Annotated in this window: 16 protein-coding genes; 8 read left to right on the plus strand and 8 right to left on the minus strand. The window is 62.1% G+C overall.

The genetic code is table 11. From position 1 onward, the window contains the following. Nucleotides 1–59 precede the first annotated feature (59 nt). Both B0E50_RS06540 and B0E50_RS18150 read right to left on the minus strand, forming a co-directional pair. The gene (locus tag B0E50_RS06540) at nucleotides 60–935 is read right to left on the minus strand and encodes a class I SAM-dependent methyltransferase (protein WP_077440386.1); all 876 of its coding nucleotides are present in this window, start codon (nucleotides 933–935) and stop codon (nucleotides 60–62) included. A gap of 146 nt (nucleotides 936–1081) precedes the next feature. After that, on the minus strand, nucleotides 1082–1252 hold the full coding sequence (locus B0E50_RS18150) for a hypothetical protein (RefSeq protein WP_168170822.1): 171 nt from the start codon (nucleotides 1250–1252) through the stop codon (nucleotides 1082–1084). Between the two features lie 310 nt (nucleotides 1253–1562). On the opposite strand from B0E50_RS18150, the gene msrB reads away from it, so the two are divergent. Both msrB and msrA read left to right on the plus strand, forming a co-directional pair. Further along, complete coding sequence (gene msrB, locus B0E50_RS06545) at nucleotides 1563–2021, plus strand: peptide-methionine (R)-S-oxide reductase MsrB (RefSeq protein ID WP_077440387.1); 459 nt, start codon at nucleotides 1563–1565, stop codon at nucleotides 2019–2021. Beyond that, on the plus strand, nucleotides 2018–2533 hold the full coding sequence (gene msrA, locus B0E50_RS06550) for a peptide-methionine (S)-S-oxide reductase MsrA (RefSeq protein ID WP_077440388.1): 516 nt from the start codon (nucleotides 2018–2020) through the stop codon (nucleotides 2531–2533). The genes msrB and msrA overlap by 4 nt, the downstream gene beginning before the upstream one ends. Before the next feature lie 56 nt (nucleotides 2534–2589). Here the strand turns inward: msrA and B0E50_RS06555 are convergent, their stop codons facing one another. After that, complete coding sequence (locus tag B0E50_RS06555) at nucleotides 2590–4296, minus strand: FAD-dependent oxidoreductase (protein WP_077440389.1); 1707 nt, start codon at nucleotides 4294–4296, stop codon at nucleotides 2590–2592. A gap of 85 nt (nucleotides 4297–4381) precedes the next feature. Next, nucleotides 4382–4528 carry a hypothetical protein gene (locus tag B0E50_RS18155; protein ID WP_168170823.1) on the minus strand — a complete coding sequence of 49 codons (147 nt, stop codon included), beginning with the start codon at nucleotides 4526–4528 and terminating at the stop codon, nucleotides 4382–4384. Between the two features lie 390 nt (nucleotides 4529–4918). Between B0E50_RS18155 and B0E50_RS06560 the strand changes: the two genes are divergently transcribed. Continuing rightward, on the plus strand, nucleotides 4919–6448 hold the full coding sequence (locus B0E50_RS06560) for a DHA2 family efflux MFS transporter permease subunit (RefSeq protein WP_077440390.1): 1530 nt from the start codon (nucleotides 4919–4921) through the stop codon (nucleotides 6446–6448). Between the two features lie 192 nt (nucleotides 6449–6640). Here B0E50_RS06560 and B0E50_RS06565 read toward each other — a convergent pair whose 3' ends face one another. From B0E50_RS06565 to B0E50_RS06575, 3 genes are all read right to left on the minus strand, one after another. Next, nucleotides 6641–7423 (minus strand): hypothetical protein, encoded by a 783-nt coding sequence (locus B0E50_RS06565; RefSeq protein WP_077440391.1) that lies wholly within the window; start codon nucleotides 7421–7423, stop codon nucleotides 6641–6643. Between the two features lie 159 nt (nucleotides 7424–7582). After that, nucleotides 7583–8533, minus strand: coding sequence for a hypothetical protein (locus B0E50_RS06570; protein WP_077440392.1), 951 nt, complete (start codon nucleotides 8531–8533; stop codon nucleotides 7583–7585). A 365-nt stretch (nucleotides 8534–8898) separates the two neighbouring features. Beyond that, entirely contained in the window at nucleotides 8899–9678 is a 780-nt protein-coding gene (locus tag B0E50_RS06575; RefSeq protein WP_077440393.1) for a hypothetical protein, read from the minus strand. Between the two features lie 356 nt (nucleotides 9679–10034). Between B0E50_RS06575 and B0E50_RS06580 the strand changes: the two genes are divergently transcribed. The 4 genes from B0E50_RS06580 (at nucleotide 10035) to B0E50_RS06595 (ending at nucleotide 17002) form a co-directional block, all read left to right on the plus strand. Next, on the plus strand, nucleotides 10035–10961 hold the full coding sequence (locus B0E50_RS06580; protein WP_077440394.1) for an aminotransferase class IV: 927 nt from the start codon (nucleotides 10035–10037) through the stop codon (nucleotides 10959–10961). Next, entirely contained in the window at nucleotides 10958–11722 is a 765-nt protein-coding gene (locus B0E50_RS06585; protein WP_077440395.1) for a sulfotransferase family protein, read from the plus strand. The genes B0E50_RS06580 and B0E50_RS06585 overlap by 4 nt, the downstream gene beginning before the upstream one ends. Before the next feature lie 186 nt (nucleotides 11723–11908). Next, nucleotides 11909–13864 (plus strand): alpha/beta fold hydrolase, encoded by a 1956-nt coding sequence (locus B0E50_RS06590; RefSeq protein WP_077440396.1) that lies wholly within the window; start codon nucleotides 11909–11911, stop codon nucleotides 13862–13864. 375 nt (nucleotides 13865–14239) lie between these two features. Next, nucleotides 14240–17002, plus strand: a complete 2763-nt coding sequence (locus B0E50_RS06595) for a M14 family zinc carboxypeptidase (protein WP_077440397.1) — start codon at nucleotides 14240–14242, stop codon at nucleotides 17000–17002. 82 nt (nucleotides 17003–17084) lie between these two features. Here B0E50_RS06595 and B0E50_RS06600 read toward each other — a convergent pair whose 3' ends face one another. Next, nucleotides 17085–18227: an MBL fold metallo-hydrolase gene (locus B0E50_RS06600; RefSeq protein ID WP_254427197.1), complete on the minus strand. Its 1143-nt coding sequence runs from the start codon at nucleotides 18225–18227 to the stop codon at nucleotides 17085–17087. A 93-nt stretch (nucleotides 18228–18320) separates the two neighbouring features. Here B0E50_RS06600 and B0E50_RS06605 point away from each other — a divergent pair, with 93 nt between their 5' ends. Next, on the plus strand, nucleotides 18321–18929 hold the full coding sequence (locus B0E50_RS06605) for a TetR/AcrR family transcriptional regulator (RefSeq protein WP_168170824.1): 609 nt from the start codon (nucleotides 18321–18323) through the stop codon (nucleotides 18927–18929). Nucleotides 18930–18978: the final 49 nt, after the last annotated feature.

Raw genomic sequence — 18978 nt, forward strand, 5'->3', positions numbered from 1 at the left:
TCAGTCTGAGCGGGAATTCGGATCAGCGGTTTTTTTACGCAGTTGCCGAAAGGTTCTGACTACACCGAGCGGAATATCGCTGCGCGATGTGCTTCTTGCGGTTCAATGGCCTGCAACCACGGCTCCGTGGCGACGGCCTGCACGCATGGACCAAACGCACATACACGGATCGCGCGACTGGATGCTTCATGCCGCAGCGAATCCAGTACGGCGCGCAGGATCGTGCCCGTGAAAGGCGTGTACAGGTAAAACACGGTACCGCTGGACAGGTCTGCTGCACGTGCATCCTGCTGGATGAAAGTCACTCGGGTCAGGTTCAACGCGTGGGCACTGCTCTGCGCGCAGTCGACATAAACCGCCTCCAGTTCGATCCCGATGCAGCTTGCGCTCGTGCAGATTGCAGCCAGCAGCGGCAGGTGGCCCAATCCCGAACCCAGATCGATCAGCACGTCCTGGCCGGTCAACTCCAGGCGCTCGATCAGATCGAAGATGACACGTGCCGGCGTGGGTTGATAGAACACCATCTCCGGCGCCACTTCGATCGCCTCGTCGTCGGGCTGGTCAAGCTGCAGGATCCCGCTGACGAGTTCGTCGAGATAATCGTAACGGTCGCTGCCGTCTCGACCTGCGACACCCTCTTCATGACCGGATGCACGCGACCATGCGAGCACACGATCCTGTCCGGCGCCTTGTTGAATCCCGCTGCGGATACCTTCGTACAGCTCGCGATTCACTGCATCCAGTCGCGCCTGGATCGCCCGGGCCCGGCACTCTAGTGCTGCTTCGGTCCCACTCCCGGCGTCCGAGTCCTGCGGAAAATGAACGTCCAGGCGATCCTGCGCCTCGATGCGCTGAAGCAGCCGATCCGGTTCGTCCAGCAAGCAGTCCTGCTCAAGCTCCGCGAGCAGGCTGGAACGCACGCTCAGCATCCGCATGGAATATCCACGGTCAAACTTGGACCAGGCATGTCGGAACTATGGATCGCAAACTCCCTGTCCACCAATTCCCGAAAATCCATCGGCAGGCAATCAGGACTCCGAACCAGAGACTTCATTTGACCCGGCCACCCTCATCACGGCGCTCAGAAGAAGGAAAAAACAAAATGCATCGTGACGTAGACGATCACTTCCGCAAGAACCAATACACAAAAGCCGACACAGAACTTCACGACCGGACCTTCATTCCAGAACGGGCGCGACAGCTTTTGGGGTGCAGCTGCTGCAGCGCGGCCTTCAGCTTTTGCCATGCCCATGCGAATATCCTTTTTGCAATGAATGCGCGCCTGAACTGCGGTCTTCCCGATTGATTTCCGCCATGGGCATCTTCACTCAGTGCCAGCAGCACAATCAACCTGAGGAAACCTTCAGCCTGCAGTAAAGCGCAAGTCTGCCTGGAACAAATCCTCGCAGTCCGTGAAAGGCATGCAATCGACTTCCGCGCGGCACGCGGCATCGCGGCAAGACATCCTCTTCCGTCCCTTGGGCCAGCAGTGGCGACCCCCATGTATGCGAAACGTCTGCCACAGCAGCGTATTCTCCCGATCATCCGGACGGAGGCAGCCCATGTCGAACTATCGCAAGACTCCGGAAGCCGTTTCACGGCTTACCCCCGAGCAGTACCGCGTCACCCAGGAAGCTGGCACCGAGCGGCCGTTCAGCAATATCTACAACGCCCACAAGGAGCCAGGGCTCTATGTGGATGTGGTCTCGGGCGAGCCCTTGTTCACGTCGCTGGACAAGTTCGACAGCCATTGCGGGTGGCCCAGCTTCACGCGACCGGTGCAAACCGAACACGTTGTCGAACACCAGGACCACAGCCACGGCATGAGCCGCGTCGAAGTGCGCTCGCGCCACGGCGACAGCCATCTCGGTCACGTCTTTCCCGACGGTCCGCGTGAAACAGGTGGTCTGCGCTATTGCATCAACTCCGCTTCGCTGCGCTTCATCCCGCTCGACCAGTTGGACAGCGAAGGCTACGGCGACTACCGCAAACTGTTCGACACCCGGGAGCCAACTGCATGAACGGAACCACCGAACGCGCCATCCTCGCCGGCGGCTGTTTCTGGGGCATGCAGGATCTGCTGCGCCGTCAGCCGGGCGTGCTCTCCACGCGCGTGGGTTATGCCGGTGGCGATGTACCCCACGCCACTTACCGCAATCATGGCACGCACGCCGAGGCTGTCGAGATCGTGTTCGATCCACAGGTCATCAGCTACCGCGACCTGCTGGAATTCTTCTTCCAGATCCACGACCCCAGCACACCCAACCGCCAGGGCAACGATCGCGGCAGCAGCTACCGCTCGGCCATCCTCTACGCCAGCGAGGAACAGAAAGCGGTAGCCGAAGACACCATCGCCGATGTCAACGCCTCGGGCCTCTGGCCGGACACGGTGGTCACGGAACTGGCCCCTGCTGGCGATTTCTGGGAGGCCGAACCCGAGCACCAGGATTATCTGGAGCACTACCCCACGGGCTATACCTGCCACTTCATCAGGCCGGGATGGAGATTGCCACGGCGCGCCAAGGCGGGCTGAGGCCAGCTCCCCATCACACGAGCGGACCGGACCGGCTCCGATTCTGGCATCGCTGCTCAGGCATTCCGCTCGGTGCGCTGCCGGTCCAGCGCAAGGACCTGATGCAGTGCGGCGACCACCTGGGCGCCTTCGCCCACAGCGGCGGCCACGCGCTTGGTGGAGCCGGCGCGCACATCGCCGATCGCGAACACGCCGGGCACGCTGGTTTCCAGGGGCATCGGTTCGCGCCCGGCCAGCGACCACTGCGGGCCACGACCGGGCTGGCCGGTGCAGATGAAACCGTGTGCATCGACCTCGATCTCGCAACCCTGCAACCATTGCGCGTTCGGCTCGGCACCGACGAACAGAAACAGGTGACGCAGCGGTCCGCTCCATTCCGAACCGCTGTCGCGATGGCGAAACGTGGCGCCAGCCAGTCCGCTGATGGCATCGCCGCGCAACGCCGTCACTTCGGTGCGCGCATGCAAGGTGACATTGGGCAACGCGGCGATCCGTTCGATCAGGTAGCGCGACATCGATGCCTCCAGCCCGTCGCCACGCACCACGAGATGCAGATGCTTCACCCGCGGCGACAGGAATACCACTGCCTGTCCCGCCGAATTGCCGGCGCCGATCAGTGCGATCTCCTCGCCTTCGCAGAGTTTCGCCTCTACCGGTGACGCCCAGTAGGACACGCCGGCGCCCTCGAACATGGCGAGGTTCGCGATATCGATCCCGCGGTAGCGTGCGCCCGAAGCCACCACCACGCTGCGCGCGCGCATGGCCATGCCGTTGTCCAGACGCAACGAGAACAGCTCACCGGGCTGGCGCAAGTCGCCTCCGCATTCGAGCGCCTTCACGCTGACCGGGATGGCGATCTCCGCACCGAATTTCTGAGCCTGGGTAAACGCGCGGGCGGCCAGCGCATGACCGGAGATGCCGGTCGGGAAGCCCAGGTAGTTCTCGATACGTGCCGAAGCGCCGGCCTGTCCGCCGAACGCGCGGGCATCGAGCACCAGCACCGACAATCCCTCCGACGCCGCATACACCGCCGTGGCCAGCCCAGCCGGACCGGCCCCAACCACGGCCACGTCGAACACACGTTCCGGATCCAGCTCCGGCGTGATGCCGACACAGGCCGCCACTTCGATGTCCGACGGATGCCTGAGCAGGTTGCCGTTGGGGCACAGCACGATCGGGAGGTCCTCGTCCTGCAGGCCGAAGCGTTCGACCAGCGCATGGCCTTCGCCATCGTCGGCCACATCCATCACCGAATAGGGATAACCGTTGCGCGAGAGGAACCCCTCCAGTCGCACCAGCGCCGGTTCGCCCGGTCGCCCAGCCAGGATCGAACCGGCCCCCTCGCTGATCAGCGCCGTGCGGCGCAGGATGAAGGCACGCATCACGATCTCGCCCAGCTCGGCCGAACCGATGATCAGTGCGCGCAGATGAGCGCCATCGAACGCCAACACCTCGCAGCCGTTGGCGCCTGCGCGGCCTTCGGCCAGCGCCGAACGTCCTGCAAGCTGGCTGATTTCGCCGGTGATCCCGCCCGCCGGAAGTATCGCGATGAGCTCTTCCCTGCCGGTCGCCTGCCGTCGCCGGATCAGCACGTCGCCGGAGATCACGATAAACACCGGCGCCTGGCGCTCGCCGACGGTGTAAAGCACTTCGTTCGGCTCGAAGCGTTTCGGTGCCGACGCTGCAAACCGTCGCGCCACGTCCAGCTGGGCGGCATTGAGCACCGGGAACAACTGCTCACGTCGTGTATGGGTCAGGCTCATGCACTTGCTTGCGGGAAGTGGCCTTGCAGTCTTGCGCCACGCTGACCGCCTGACAAGCACTGCGGACTGCCATCGGTCCCGCTCTTCAATTCGTCGTGGCAGCCACCGGCGCATCGCTGTCAGCCACCTTCGCCACATTGACGTGGGTGGTGAGCATGGCGCCCATCGCCAGCAGGCAAATCAGCAAGCAGGCGCTGAACAGGGTCTGCAGCATCAGGGTCTCGAATTTCATGGCGGTTCTCCTTGGCTGGGTCATGAAGCTTTCGAGAGTTGGATGGCAAAGCTCATGCCAACCGACTGCAACCGCGACAAGCCGCATTGCCAAGCCATTTTCCGCGCCACCACCAGAAATGACCGACTGTCCGCGGACGATGGGCATGCTGTCCGGACAGCCCGCGGAATCGCATCTCTGCCACGCAGTCATCACCTGCAGGTCCACCATGGCGTATATTCAAGCGTAAGCAATTATTGCACTGACAACAATATACATAACATGTAATATTCCGCTCCCGTAGATGCTGCGCAGCTGCGGCTTCGCGGGATCAACAAAACCACCCGGCAATTTTCATGCGGTTACGCAGGACTGCCCGGTCGGTACCTCTCTCGTACCAGAGTCACCCCATTGAGCACCGAATTTCGTCCACCCAACCTCGGCCTGTCCACCATCGGGCTGTCGCTGGCGATCTTCATGCAGGTACTGGATTCGACCATCGCCAATGTGTCGTTGCCGACCATCGCCGGCAACCTCGGCGTGAGCAACGACCAGAGCACCTGGATCATCACCTCGTTTGCCGTGAGCATGGCGATCTCGCTGCCGCTCACCGGCTTTCTGACTCGCCGCCTCGGCGAGGTGAAGCTGTTCATCGGGTGCACTCTGCTGTTCGTGATGTCCTCCTTCCTCTGCGGCATCTCGCAGAGCATGGGCATGCTGATCCTGTTCCGTGCAGTGCAGGGTGCAGTGGCCGGCCCGATGTACCCGGTCACCCAGAGCCTGATGATCGGCATCTACCCGACCCACAAGCGCGGCATGGCGCTGGCGCTGCTGTCGATGGTGGCCGTGGTTGCACCGATCGCGGGGCCGATCCTAGGCGGCTGGATCACCGACAACTATTCCTGGCCCTGGATCTTCTTCATCAACGTGCCGATCGGCATCTTCGCCAGTGTGGTGGTAAGCCGGCAGATGAAGGGTCGTGTCGAGAAAATCGTCCGCTCGAAAATGGATTACGTGGGCCTGATCACCCTGGTCATCGGCGTGGGCGCACTGCAGATCATGCTGGACAAGGGCAACGACGAGGACTGGTTCAACTCCAGCTTCATCGTGATCACCTGCATCATCGCGGCGATCAGTCTGGCCGTGTTCCTGATCTGGGAGCTGACCGACAAGGACCCGATCATCGACCTGCGCCTGTTCCGTCACCACAACTTCAAGTTCGGCACACTGGCGCTGGTACTTTCCTTCGCTGCCTATTTCGCGATCAACCTGCTGCTGCCGCAGTGGTTGCAACGAAGCCTGAACTACACCGCGACATGGGCCGGTTTCGCGGCGTCGCCGCTGGGCATTGCGCCCTTGCTGCTGACCTTCATCGTCGGCCGCTACGCCATGCGCTTCAACCTGCGCCTGCTCGCCTCGGTGGCCTTCGTGATCATGGGTGTCACCTGTTTCCTGCGTTCCGATTTCTATCTCGACATCGACTTCTACCACGTCGCCATGATGCAGCTGATGATGGGGCTCGGCGTCGCGCTGTTCTTCATGCCGGTGACCGTCATGCTGCTGTCGGACCTTGAGCAGAACGAGATCGCCGCAGGCTCCGGTCTGGCAACCTTCCTGCGCACGCTGGCCGGCAGCTTCGCCGCCTCGCTCACCACCTTTCTGTGGGACCGCCGCGCCACCGTGCACCATGCCCAGCTCGCCGAAAGCATCACGGCCTACAACCCGATCGCGCAAAACGCGATCACCCAACTGGGCGGCGGCGACCCGCAGACCGGCGCCAGCCTGATCAACAACATGATTACCCAGCAGTCCCTCCAGATAGGCTTCAACGAACTGTTCCACGCGCTGGGCTGGATCTTCATCCTGCTGATCCCGGTGATCTGGCTGACCAGGCCGCCGTTCACCGCCAAATCCAGTGCGGCAGCAGCGAGCGGCCATTGAGTGCGCAGCCGCCGCACGCGATGCGCTTCCAGGCGACACGAGCCTCATCGATGTGCCCTGCCTTTTCCCTCGAAGCGATATCTCGCGGGCGGAGATAAGGCAGTCCAGGCGATGAAGATCGTGGTCGGGACTATTTCCTCAAGCATTTCAACCCGGCCAAAGCGGGAGGCAACACCTCCTCTCGCTGCGAAGCTATGGCGAATGCGCGAGTTTGGGCGTCATCCCCTGCAACGTCTCGATGAGCAGCTTATCGGCGGCGTTCACCTTGATCAGGCCGAGACGTGGATATTCGAGATCGCGGATGACGAATACCGTCACCGTCAGTGCCACCGCAAACACCGTTACCTGCAGCCAGGGCACCTGTTCGCCATCAGCCATGCCATAGCCAGCGAGCAACGCGGACATCAGTGCAAGCACAAAAAGCATCAGGTCGATCACCATCGGCGGGTGATTGCGCGTAGCCGCCAGTCGCGTCGTGGTGATGTCGAACATCTCGTTGAGCGAAGACGCCATCAAGCTCAGGGCGGCATTGCTGCCCGAAGCCTGCGCCGCTGCGGTGGCCTGGGTCCAGATCTGCTGTTGCATGGCCACGCTGTCAGTCCACGCCTTCGACGCTGCCGCGGAACCCGGCACGGCCTGGTAAATATCCAGCCGAAGCTGCACATACCGTTGCATTGCCTGGCGCAGCGGCGCCTGCTGCGCCGCAGGCAACAAGTCGATGCGCAAGTAGGCCGTGCCGATGGCATTGGCCTCCTGCGTGATCAGCTCGCGCCGATGCTCGAACCGACTGGCCGCTCCGGAAAACGAAAACGCCAGCAGCAGGCCGAGCAAACCGAACACTGCCCCGCTCAACGTGCTGGAGTCGCCCTTGATGCGGTAGCGTCTGCCCAGCACAAAGCCAAGTTGCACACAGATCAACAGACCCAGCAGCAAGGCAATGGAATACAGCCAGGGGGCGACAAGGGGCTCGGACATGATGGCCTGCGCAGACGTGGCAACGCGAAATAGCGTTGCATGATCAGATCACATGTCCAGGCAACAGGCGATAGCGGCCCTTAACGCCCGTGATGGCGGTGTTCCCTTGATTCCGTTGCGATGCCACGCAGGAACGAATACGAAGCTCCGGCATGACGTTCAATCGGAGATTGCCAATACACACTCGTCCGCACCACAACTGCGGCAACAGACGGCGAATATCGACAGGCTCTTCGACGCGATGGCCCGACCAAGCAGGCCATCCAGATAACCGCTGAAAAACTGGCAACGGGAATGGCCGCCATCCAAGCACAGCGGGCTGTTGCGAATATGCAGCTGCTCGCCTTGGTTCTCGACTTCGACAAGCGCACGCAACGCAGGCACACCAACGCGCTCGATCGCCTCATCCAGGGCAAGTCCGGCATCAAGCGCAAAGTCACGTTCGAACACCCAGACACCCGTGCGCTGTCCGGCCAGGAAAAGTGACGAATCGCGTGCGGCTTCGGCGACGGAACCCTCCAGAGCCAACAGCCTCGACAAAATATGCGGGTAGTCGTTCGTCAGCTTCGGCAGCACCTTCTCGACGGCCTCCATGTCAGGCCCCAGCGGTATCAGATCGACAAAGGGTGTGGCTTCCGCAGGCACAGGTGCAGGCGGTTGTGCACGCGGCACCATGAAGACGAACTCCGGCTCCTGTTGTGGTTCCGGCTCGGCTGAAATCACCTGTGTGGCGGCAGGTTCGGCTGCTTCGCCTTCATCAGCCACAGCCGTGGGGACCGGCGGTCGCTCGGTTTTGATGGCAGCTGCCGACACGGCAACCACAGCTGGTCCAGCCATCGGACGCGACGCGGCGAAATGCGGTTTCGGCGCACCCTCTTCGAACTTTGCCGTCCTGAAACTGATGATGCGCTCGTTGGCATCCAGCGACGCCTCCAGCGCCCGCCTCTTCAGCCAGGGTCCACGTACGACCATCGTCATCAGCACACCATGGTGATCCTGCACCAGACGTTGCCGTTGCAAGGTGAATCCGCTCGACATGACGAGTCGGCCCACCTCGATCAAGAGACCCTCCCGTGTTTCCGAAAGGGTCTGGATTTCCAGCTCGATCATTAGGCCCCCCTGTAGTCGATGCTGGTGAATTGAATTGTGGGCACACCTTATCGCTTTTCCCGCGAACAGAAAATGCGATGTCGCCCAAAGCGGTCACTTGGTCACGGCGTCGCCATCTTTGCCGTCATCTCTCCGATTCCGGCTGGCGTACACCGAAGACCATCGAGGCAGGCAAGTTCAGGACATTCTCGTCAGCGCCAGCATGGATGGCGACGCATAACCATGCCCACCTCGATGGGCACAATGCCCGTGGATGTCCGGCCTTCCCAGACATCCACGACCCGGATAACAGGATTGGCTTGTCGTCCCCTCATGCTATCCGGGCGGCCCGCGATTCGGGTCACCCGGACAGAGCCCACTTTCGCTCACTTGCCTGGGACGTAACTCAAGTCCGCGCTGTAACGATCGACATGCGAAGACGAATGCTGGACCGCATCGTTGAGTGACTTGCGCATCGCAGCGGTATCTTCCTTGCCATAGACACCTTCGACCATCTTCCATAGCGACGGGCTGGCCTCGGTGCCGTAGTCCGCCCAGCTCTTCTGCGGCAGCACCACGAGGTAATCCGGGGAACCTTCGTCGCCACCCTGCACCTGCAGTGTACGGAAGTAATAAGGCCACTGCGATTTTTCTGCGGCAGCCGCGATCTTCTTGACCGTCGCGGTGAATGCCTCGTTGGCGTCATGTCCCGGTTTCAGCGTTTCATAGATGACGTCCAGAAACGCCGGCTGTGCCTGCTTTTCCCAGCCACCAGGCATGTGACTCAACTCTGGCTGGTCTACCAGGAAAACACTGGTCTCGCTCAGCAGATGCGGGTTGCCCTGCGCGCGCCAGGTGGCGTCGCAGGGTTTGGTCACCACGTCCATCGTGTCGAAATCGGCCCAGGTGTAGGGCCCGGTGACGTAGGAGTACTTGTAGGTGTCGCCCGTTTCATGCGTGACCGCAACCAGGTTGAACTTGACGCCGTGGTCGCGCAGACACTGGTTGAAAGCCTTCTGGCCAGCCTCGTAGGCCTGTTGCTGCGCGGGTGCCACGCTGTCGGTCCAGTCCCGGTTGACGACCGCCTTGTTTGCCTCCGCGGCGAGTGCGCTGGAAGCAGCTGTCAGTGCAAGCGCCGACATCACACAAATAGTCAGGATCTTCATGGAGTTCCCCTCATTTGAATGTTCAGGTGGGCTTACTGGTGTCTTCGCCAAATACAAAAGACAAAGACGTTCGACTCTACGCTCATGTCGCGCCGGAAAACCAATAGGCCATCGCAAAATTCAAAACCTGCAGGGATTAAAAGTAGGCCCCGACCATCGGTTTGGCTCACCCTGGCCTGGTTATTCATTTGTATTTATTCGGATATTGGCCGGACCCACCTGCCTGGGGCCGGTGAGCCCGGCTGCCCGCCCTACACCCGACCAGGCCAGGATGTGCTGCCACCGCTGAACGGCGGGCGCGACGGAATCCGGGAGGAAAAGGTAACCTGAGACCTGTCCCGGCAAGGCCACCATCCATGAGCAAAGGCACGCACGACTATCAGAGTGATCCGCGCAACGAGACGATCAGGATCAGCGTCAACGGCGAACTGCAGCCGCGCAACGAGGCGCGTGTGTCGGTGTTCGACAGCGGCTTCGTGCTGGGCGATGGCATCTGGGAAGGCTTGCGCCTGCACGACGGCGGGCTGCCGTTCCTGGACCAACACCTGGATCGCCTCTACGAAGGTGCCCGCGCGATCGACCTCGACATCGGCCTGAGCCGCGAGCAGCTGACCCGCCGGATCGTTGACATGCTGCGTGCCAACGGCATGCAGTCGGACGTGCACATCCGGCTGATGGTGACGCGCGGCGTCAAGGCGACCCCGCACCAGGATCCGCGCTTCGTGATCGGCCCTGCGACCATCGTCATCATCCCGGAATACAAGCAGCCGCTGCCGGCCACGATTGAACGCGGCATCCGCCTGTTCACCGTACACGTGCGGCGCGGCGCACCCGATGTACAGGATCCCAAGCTCAACAGCCACTCCAAGCTCAATTGCATCCTCGCCTGCATCCAAGCGCAGAAAGCCGGTTACGACGAGGCACTGATGCTCGACCCGCATGGCTTCGTGGCCACCTGCAACTCCACTCATTTCTTCATCGTGCGGCGCGGCGAGGTATGGACGTCGACCGGCAATTACTGCCTGGGCGGCATCACCCGCGCCAACGTGATCCGATTATGTCGCACGCACGGCATACCCGTATTCGAGAAAGACTTCAGCCTCACCGAGGTCTACGGTGCGGAGGAGGCCTTCGTCACCGGCACCTTCGCCGGCGTGGTGCCGGTCTGCGAAATCGATGGCCGCACGATGGGCGACGGCAAGCGTGGTCCGATGGTCGAGCGCCTGCAGCAGATCTACATGGACCTGGTGAAGACGGAAAGCCGGTCGGAACCCTGCGTATGAATACGCCTCGCGATGGCCTGCGCATCGCGATGTGGTCGGGGCCGCGCAATATCTCCACCGCGATGATGCGCGCCTGGGAGAACCGCGATGACACCGCCGTCATCGATGAACCGTTCTATGCGCACTACCTGATAGAGACCGCCGTGCGCCACCCGGGACGCGACGAGGTGATCGCCGCGCAGAGCACGAACGCGACGGAAGTCGCCGCGATGCTGACCGGCCCGATTCCGGGCGGCAAGCCACTCTGGTACCAGAAGCACATGACCCAGCACATGCTGCCGGAGATGCCGCTGGATTGGCTCGACGAGGTCTGCAACTGCTTCCTGATCCGCGAACCGGAGGCGGTGGTGGCGTCCTTCACCATCCAGCGTCCCGATGCCGCCGCGTGGGAACTCGGCTTCGCGCAACAGGCTCGCTTGTTCGATCACGTATGCGACCGACTCGGCTCCGCACCGCCGGTGATCGATGCCACCGATGTGCTGAAGAATCCCGCAGGCATCTTGAATGCGCTGTGCACGCGCCTGTGCATTCCTTTCAGCGCAGGCATGCTGCAGTGGCCATGCGGTCCGCGTGCCAGCGACGGCGTGTGGGCGCCGTACTGGTACGCCGCGGTCGAGCGCTCCACCGGTTTCGAGCCATGGCGCAGGCAAGAGGCCACGCTGAGCGCTTTCCAGCACGGCCTCGTCGAACAGTGCCAGCCGCATTACGACAAGCTTTCGACGCACCGGCTGGCGGCCATCCCGCCACCGGGGCCACGTTGAGTCAACAAGTCGGAAAGTCCCTGGGGTAGCCTGCCACCTTCGGCACCCATTCGTTGTCGCAACAAACCATGGAATATGCCAAAGCCACTCCCGTGGCTTACGTGAACTTTCAACTGCGGTAAAGTGCGCAGCAATGCGGTCGAGCCGGGGTGGCCGATCGCACGTTTACTACAGGGGAATATCACGATGGTTTTGCGACGCTGGATCGTTGCGTTGTTGTTGCTGCTTTTTGTCTCCGTGCTGCACGCCGAACCGGTGTCATTCGCCGACTTGGCGCGGCATCCCGCAAGCGAGGACGTAATAATTTCCCCCAATGGGAAATACCTCGCCGCAACCGCCGTGGTCGATGGGCATACCGCGCTGGTGCTGCTTCCTATCGCAGACATGAAAGCCGGGCGTGTTATCCGGCCAAACAAAAATGACGACGTCACCAATTTCGAGTGGGTTTCATCCACGCGCGTGGTGTTCACTACAGGCAAACCGAGGGGTGGCTATGACGCGCCTCAAGCCACCGGATTGCTGCTCGCAATCGACGCCGATGGCAGCAACACTAAGGTACTCGGATCCGCCCTGTTTATTGCCAAGATTCCAAACGACCCGGACGAAATACTGGTCGCAAGTTTGAAGGATGGAATAGTGCGCGACGATGCAGTCGACAAACTGGCCTATTTCAGACCTTGGATCATTTCCAAGATGGACGTCCATAGCGGGCATATGGTGAGTGTCACAACCGCGCCCGGAAACATCTCGGAATTCATCGCCGACCACCAAGGTCGTGTTCGCTATGCCATCGGGGAGGATGTCAATGGCAGGAAAAGGGTGTTTCAGCACCCCCCCGGCAGCACCGGCTGGAACGAGATGCAGAGGGCCGAGCATGACCACTCCTACCCGCTTGCATTCAGCAATGATGACAGCGTGGTGTACTTCAGCTGCCCCGCCAACGGCGGAGCCTTTGCCGTATGCAGCAATGATCCGGCGAATTCCACCTCGAAAACCGTCTGGAGCAACACGGCAGTTCCGGTAACGGGACTCTTGCGCGGCATGGCTGGCGACATCATCGGCGTGGACTTCACGGATGGCCGTCCCGCTGCTGCATTGTTCGACAGCGATTCGGCTGACGCGAAGACCCTAGTCATGCTGATGCGGCAATTCCCCGGGGAGAGTGTTCGCTTCATCTCCGGGACTCAAGATGGTCAACACAGCATTGTGTACGTCTATGCCGATGCCGACCCTGGTACGTTCTATCTGTACAGCCGCCAGGCCAACAAGCTCACTCCACTGCTGCCGCGCACTCCATGGATCGACCCCACCCGGATGGCAGGCAAGCAGCCGTTCGAATTCGCTGCACGCGATGGACTGAAACTGCGCGGCTATGCAAGTTTTCCACCCGGGAAGGAAAATGCAAAACACCTGCCAATGGTGGTTTACGTGCATGGTGGGCCATTCGGAATCTACGATACTTGGGATTTCGATCCCATCGTGCAGGCCATGGCAACCCGCGGCTACGTCGTGTTGCAAGTGAACTTCCGCGGCTCGGGTGGCCGAGATGAAAAGTTCATGACCGCTGGATATCGCGAATGGGGCGGCAAGATGCAGGACGACGTCACTGACGCCACGCGCTGGGCGATTGCGCAGGGGATCGCCGACCCGCGACGCATATGCATCTTCGGCGCCAGCTATGGCGGCTATGCGGCGCTCGAAGGCGCCGTCAAGGAACCGGATCTCTACCAGTGCGCCATCGGCTACGTCGGCGTCTACGACCTGGCACTGATGAGCTATCGCGGTGACATCCCGCAGTCGGTCAATGGTGAAAAGTTCCTAGAGAAGACCCTCGGCACCGATACCAATGTATTGGCGAAACGCTCTCCCATCAACCAGCTCGGCCAGCTGAAGGCCAAGGTGATGCTGGTTGTCGGCGGCAAGGACGAGCGCGTGCCACCGGTTCAAGGCGAAAACCTTCATTCGGCACTGCTGAAACGCAATATCCAGCACGAATGGCTGTACAAGCCCAATGAGATGCATGGTTTCTACGACGAAACCAACAACACCGAGCTTTACACGAAGATGCTGGAGTTCATCGGTTCGAGCATTGGCCCTGGCGTGACCGGCACCATCGCCACATCGGCCGCATCCGCGCCCTGAAGCCCCCGGAATGTCACGCCGGTGCGCAGGCGCATAAAACACGCAGTTGAGGCACAGCAGGGATCCATGGATGGATCTACTCGGTCGGTTGCGACCTGCGATCTGCAACAGCCCGTGTTCGTTGATCTGCATCGGCAGTTGACGGCCTTTTCGACCACCAAGATGGCACGGGTGCCGATCGCTCCGTGAGGATGGCGCCCTGCATCGGGACTCGTCGAATCGCCAATAACTGCATGTCGAGGATACGCGACTTCCGCTTCGATCCACATTCTCCCGCGGTTGGAAACCCCCACCCAACTCATGGCCTACACACCTGTGTCCCGGTTCTGGCAGAGTGCATAAATTGCTTGCCATTGCAGACTCTGGGGAATCCACATGCGCACATCCATCCGGCTCTACCTTGCGATGGCCCTTGCCTTTGGCGCTCTGCACGTGTTCGCCGAGGCAGCGCCCGGGGAAATGGCGGCATCCGGCTACGCCCGCGATCCGAACCAGCCGATCGATCAGGGCTATACCGACCAGATCCTGAAGTTCACCACCGATCCCTCGTTCAACTCGCCACTGACCGACTACCTGCCCGCCTCGGCCAGCGTGCCGACGCCGGAGAAGGTGCTCGGCCATATTTCCGGCGCACCGAACTACCTGCCCTACTCGGCCGATGTCTACCGCTACTTCCGTGTGCTGGCCGCTGCCAGTCCGCGGGTGAAGGTATTCACCATCGGCAAGACCGAGGAAGGCCGCGAGATGATTGCGGTGGCGATTGCAGACGAAAGCCTGCTGACCGATCTGGATGCGAACAAGGCGCGACTGGCCAAGCTCGGCGACCCGCGCAGCATCAACATGGACGATGCCACTGCCGACCAGCTGATCGCGCAATCCACGCCGGTCTACTACATCACCGGCACCATCCACTCCACCGAGACTGGTGCACCCACTGCGCTGATGGAACTGGCCTACCGCCTTGCGGTCGATGATGCGCCGTACGTCAAGCACATCCGCTCGCACGTGATCACGCTGATCACCCCCGTGGTCGAAGTCGATGGCCGTGATCGCATGGTCGACCTGTACAACTGGCACCTGGCGCACCCGGGCGAGAACTATTCGCCGCTGATGTACTGGGGCCATTACGTCGCGCACGACAACAACCGCGATGCGATGGCGATGACGCTCAACCTCACCCGCAACGTCGCCGATACCTATATCGGCTGGCACGCGCAGGTGCTGCATGACCTGCACGAGTCGGTGCCGTTCCTGTACGACAACACCGTGGGTGACGGCCCGTACAACGCGTGGATCGATCCGATCCTCACCGGCGAGTGGCAGCAGCTAGGTTGGAACAACGTGCAGGAGTTGACCAAGTTCGGCATGCCGGGCGTGTTCACGCATGGCGACTTCGATACCTGGAGTCCGGGCTACCTGATGTTCATCGCCGCCATGCACAACGGCGTCAGCCGGTTGTATGAAACCTTCGGCAACGATGGCGCCGATACGGTCAAGCGCACGCTCGATCCAGCCGACTACCAGCGCACCTGGTACAAGCCGAATCCGCCGTGGCCGGTGGTCACCTGGTCGCAGCGCGACAACAACAACTACGAGCAGACCGGCCTGCTCACGGCACTGAATTATTTTTCCGACAACAGCCAGCTGTTCCTGAAGAACTTCTACCTGAAGAGCAAGCGCTCGATCGAGAAGCCGCAGGAAGCCGGCCCGGCTGCCTATGTGTTCCCGGCCGACGACAGGCGCACCGGCTCACAGGCACAGCTACTGCACATCATGCAGCTGCAACATGCCGAGGTCAGCCGCCTCACCGCACCGGTCACGGTGACCCTGCCCGCTCCGAAGGACGACGACGGCAAGGCCGGCAAGCCGACATCGCGGACCTTCGCCGCCGGCAGCTACGTGGTGCGCATGGACCAGCCGTATTCGCGCATCGCCGATACCCTGCTGGACCGCCAGTACTGGTCGCCGAAGGATCCGCAGCAGCATCCCTACGATGACACTGCCTGGTCGATGGGCGACCTGTTCGACGTGCAGGCGGTACGCGTCACCGACAATGCCATCCTCAAGGCACCGATGGATCTGGTCAGCCAGCCCATCGATGTGCCACAGGGGCTCGCCGCGATCGACATGTCCGGCGGCAAGCTGCCGCGCATCGCGCTGATGCACACCTGGCTGGATACCCAGACCGAAGGCTGGTGGCGCATGGCGCTGGACAAGCTGCACGTCCCATACAGCTACATCAGCACCCAGGACGTGGCGAAGACCAGCGACCTGCACGCGAAGTACGACGTGATCCTGTTCGGCCCGATCGGCGGTGTCACGGCGCAGCAGATCGTCGACGGCCTGCCGATGTGGGGCAACCCTATGCCATGGAAGACCACCAGGCTCACGCCCAACATCGGCCACATCGACAGCACCGACGACATCCGCCCCGGCCTGGGTGCCAATGGCCTCGCAAACCTCAAACAGTTCGTGCGTGCCGGCGGCCTGCTGATCACCTCCGAAGACACCGCGAAGTTCGCGATCGACACCGGCATGGCGCCGGGCGTGTTCGTCACGCCCACGCACAACCTGAAAATCGTCGGCAGCGTGCTGCAGGCCAACTTCGTCGATCGCAAGAACCCGATCGCGGAGGGTTACACCAGCGACGATCTCGCGCTATACAGTGCGCAGGGTCAGTCGTTCACGGTGTCCAACCTCGTCATCGGCGACAACGGGATTCCCACTGCGAAGGACTTCCAGCGCCCCACCGGCCGTGGCGGCCCGCACGACACCGACACGCCCGAGGGTCGCAGCTCAGTCGAGCCGCCTGCGCTGCCCGATGCGAAGCCGTGGCAGGCACTGCCGCTCAACGCCGAGCAGATGCGCAACAACCCGTGGGTGATTCCGACTGACCAGCGCCCGCAAGTGGTCCTGCGCTACGCCGACGCGGGCCATCTGCTGATCGCCGGCCTGCTCGACGGCGGCGACGAGATGGCCGAACACGCCGCGGTGGTGAATGCACATTACGGCAAGGGACACGTACTGCTGTTCGCCAGCAATCCGATCTGGCGCGGTGAGACCATCGGCAGCTACCCGCTGGTTTTCAACGCCATCGTCAACTACGACCGGCTGGACTCGCCCACTGTCAAGCCTTAGAACAGCAGGTCGCCATGAACAGGTTCATGGCGACCTGCTCGAGCGTATCAGGCAGGTGTACCGAGCTCCCGGAACCACCCGCTCATGCAGGATGCCCCTGCGTGACATGGGCAGAACGGTGGATGGCAGCATCGGTTTCGAACGCACGCCACCACGGCGCCTGCAAAACGGAATCGGGCCGCACGGTTTCGCCCGGGCGTGGCTGCACCAGATGCACGCCCTGCTCCGCGGCCAGTGCGCGGGCGCGTTCGGCGGGCTCGTCCCAGCGATGCATGGCGAGATCGAACGTGCCCCAGTGCACCGGCATCATCGTGCGACCGCGCACCAGCTGATGTGCGGCGATCGACTGCTCCGGCTGCATGTGCACGTCCGGCCATAGTTCGTTGTACGCACCGCATTCGATCAGGGTGAGGTCGAACGGCCCGTAGCGCTCGCCGATCTCGGCAAAGCCTGCGTGCATGCCGGTGTCGCCGCTGAAGAACAGCCGCTCGCGCGTGCCCAGCACAGTCCACGAAGCCCACAGCGTCGAGTTGCCATCGCGCAGGCCACGGCCGGAGAAATGCTGCGCCGGCGTAGCCGCGAAGGTGAGCGGGCCGAACGTCGCCTCCTGCCACCAGTCCAGCTCCACCACGCGCGCGGCTTCAATACCCCAGGCGATCAGGCGCCGCCCCACGCCGAGCGGCGTGTAGAAACGCCCGACCTTGCGGGCCAGCGCGTGGATGGTGTCGCGATCCAGGTGATCGAAATGATCGTGCGACAACAGCACCGCGTCGATCTGCGGCAGCTGCGCCACCGTCAATGCCGGCGGCGTGAAACGCTTGGGCCCGGCGAACGGCAGCGGCGAGGCGCGCTCGCTCAGCACCGGGTCGGTGAGCAGGCGCAGCCCATCGATCTCGATCAAGGTGGTGGAGTGGCCAAGCCACGTTACCTGGAGCGATTGCGATGCCGCGCCGTTCAATACGTCCGCGCGCACCGGCGTCACCGGCAGCAAATGGCGTGGCTTGCGCCGTATGCCGCGATTCGCCCAGAACTCGCGCATCACCACAGGCAGGCTGCCGGCGCGGGTGTCGGCCACGTTGCGAAAACGGCCGGCGCGCCAGGCGATGGAGCTGGCGTAGCCGACGTCTGCAGGTGTTCGGCGCGTCATCGTTCGCCACACCGCAAGCACGAGGCCAAGCACGGCAACGACGAGAAGACCGGCTGTCACAAGACCAGTTGCCATCATGGGAAACTCCGTCAGCAAGTAAACGACACCGTATACTTTATGCCGCCCCGCAAAGAAAGTAAACTACTCCGTATACTTTTCAGGAAACCGCCTTTGAACCGCAGCCTGAGCAAGCGCAACGCCATGCTCGATGCCGGCATCGCCGAACTCGCCGAGCATGGGCTGGCCGGTGCCAGCATGGAATCCATCGCCGGTCGCGCCGAGGTGTCCAAGCGCACGCTGTACAAACACTTCCCGTCCAAGGAAGCGGTGTTCGAAGCGGTACTGGCGCTGTTGATCGAACGGGTCGACCCGCTCGTCAAGCTGCATTACGACAAGAAGCGCGACTTCGTCGAGCAACTGCGCGAGATCGCCGCGCAGGAAATGCAGCTGATCTGCGATCCCGACTTCGTGCGGCTGAGCCGCGTGCTGATGGTCGAATGCATGCGCTCGGAAGAGCGCAGCCTGAGTCTGATCGCGCAGTTCGGCGAAAAGGAGAATGGCCTGTTTGGCTGGTTCAGCGAAGCCGGCAACGCCGGCAAGCTGGGCAAGCTCGACCCGCGCGCGATCGCCGACCTGTTCGTGGCGATGCTCAAGTCAAGCATCTACTGGCATTCGGTGATCGGGTGGCAACCGGCCCCGAACAAGGCCACGCAGAAGCGCGTCATCGACGAGGCCTGCCTCACCCTGATGAGTCGACTGGAACAAGCCCGCTCGCGCTGAGCGGGCATGCTCATTCCCCTTGTTGTGGAAAAGCAGGCGCCGGCACGGC

It is taken from the genome of Rhodanobacter sp. C01 (assembly GCF_002001045.1).
Lineage (GTDB): Bacteria > Pseudomonadota > Gammaproteobacteria > Xanthomonadales > Rhodanobacteraceae > Rhodanobacter.

What these genes read in the sequence shown, in the direction of transcription:
- B0E50_RS06540 (WP_077440386.1), bottom strand. Translation starts at nt 935, where the DNA reads ATGCGGATGCTGAGCGTGCGTTCCAGCCTGCTCGCGGAGCTTGAGCAG.
- B0E50_RS18150 (WP_168170822.1), bottom strand. Translation starts at nt 1,252, where the DNA reads ATGGGCATGGCAAAAGCTGAAGGCCGCGCTGCAGCAGCTGCACCCCAA.
- msrB (WP_077440387.1), top strand. Translation starts at nt 1,563, where the DNA reads ATGTCGAACTATCGCAAGACTCCGGAAGCCGTTTCACGGCTTACCCCC.
- msrA (WP_077440388.1), top strand. Translation starts at nt 2,018, where the DNA reads ATGAACGGAACCACCGAACGCGCCATCCTCGCCGGCGGCTGTTTCTGG.
- B0E50_RS06555 (WP_077440389.1), bottom strand. Translation starts at nt 4,296, where the DNA reads ATGAGCCTGACCCATACACGACGTGAGCAGTTGTTCCCGGTGCTCAAT.
- B0E50_RS18155 (WP_168170823.1), bottom strand. Translation starts at nt 4,528, where the DNA reads ATGAAATTCGAGACCCTGATGCTGCAGACCCTGTTCAGCGCCTGCTTG.
- B0E50_RS06565 (WP_077440391.1), bottom strand. Translation starts at nt 7,423, where the DNA reads ATGTCCGAGCCCCTTGTCGCCCCCTGGCTGTATTCCATTGCCTTGCTG.
- B0E50_RS06570 (WP_077440392.1), bottom strand. Translation starts at nt 8,533, where the DNA reads ATGATCGAGCTGGAAATCCAGACCCTTTCGGAAACACGGGAGGGTCTC.
- B0E50_RS06575 (WP_077440393.1), bottom strand. Translation starts at nt 9,678, where the DNA reads ATGAAGATCCTGACTATTTGTGTGATGTCGGCGCTTGCACTGACAGCT.
- B0E50_RS06580 (WP_077440394.1), top strand. Translation starts at nt 10,035, where the DNA reads ATGAGCAAAGGCACGCACGACTATCAGAGTGATCCGCGCAACGAGACG.
- B0E50_RS06585 (WP_077440395.1), top strand. Translation starts at nt 10,958, where the DNA reads ATGAATACGCCTCGCGATGGCCTGCGCATCGCGATGTGGTCGGGGCCG.
- B0E50_RS06590 (WP_077440396.1), top strand. Translation starts at nt 11,909, where the DNA reads ATGGTTTTGCGACGCTGGATCGTTGCGTTGTTGTTGCTGCTTTTTGTC.
- B0E50_RS06595 (WP_077440397.1), top strand. Translation starts at nt 14,240, where the DNA reads ATGCGCACATCCATCCGGCTCTACCTTGCGATGGCCCTTGCCTTTGGC.
- B0E50_RS06600 (WP_254427197.1), bottom strand. Translation starts at nt 18,227, where the DNA reads ATGATGGCAACTGGTCTTGTGACAGCCGGTCTTCTCGTCGTTGCCGTG.